This is a genomic window from Rhodanobacter thiooxydans LCS2 (assembly GCF_000264375.1).
Lineage (GTDB): Bacteria > Pseudomonadota > Gammaproteobacteria > Xanthomonadales > Rhodanobacteraceae > Rhodanobacter > Rhodanobacter thiooxydans.
This window is the reverse complement of record NZ_AJXW01000199.1, coordinates 1-262: the sequence shown is the minus strand read 5'-3', so window position 1 is coordinate 262 and position 262 is coordinate 1. Positions and strand designations below refer to the sequence as shown.

Below are 262 nucleotides of genomic sequence, written 5' to 3'. Positions count from 1 at the left end.
CTTCCGGGAAAACTTCGTTATTTGACTCCTTCACATGGCTGCTGTTCGGGAAGGATTCGCTGAACAGGGCAGATTTTGAAATCAAAACTCTCAAACCAGACGGCGAACCCGAACACGGTCTTGAACACTCTGTCGAGGCTGCTCTTGAACTTGAGGACGGGAGCCAACTTATTTTGAAAAAGGTATTTCAGGAAAAATGGACGAAAAAGCGTGGTTCAGCTACTGCTGAGTTCACAGGTCATACTACAGACTACTTCATTGA

1 protein-coding gene is annotated in these 262 nt (G+C 45.8%); it reads left to right on the top strand.

Annotation, left to right across the window (positions count from 1 at the left end; translation table 11 throughout):
- On the top strand, positions 1-262 hold a 262-nt coding region (locus UUA_RS19145), incomplete at both ends, for a P-loop NTPase family protein (RefSeq protein ID WP_155943289.1).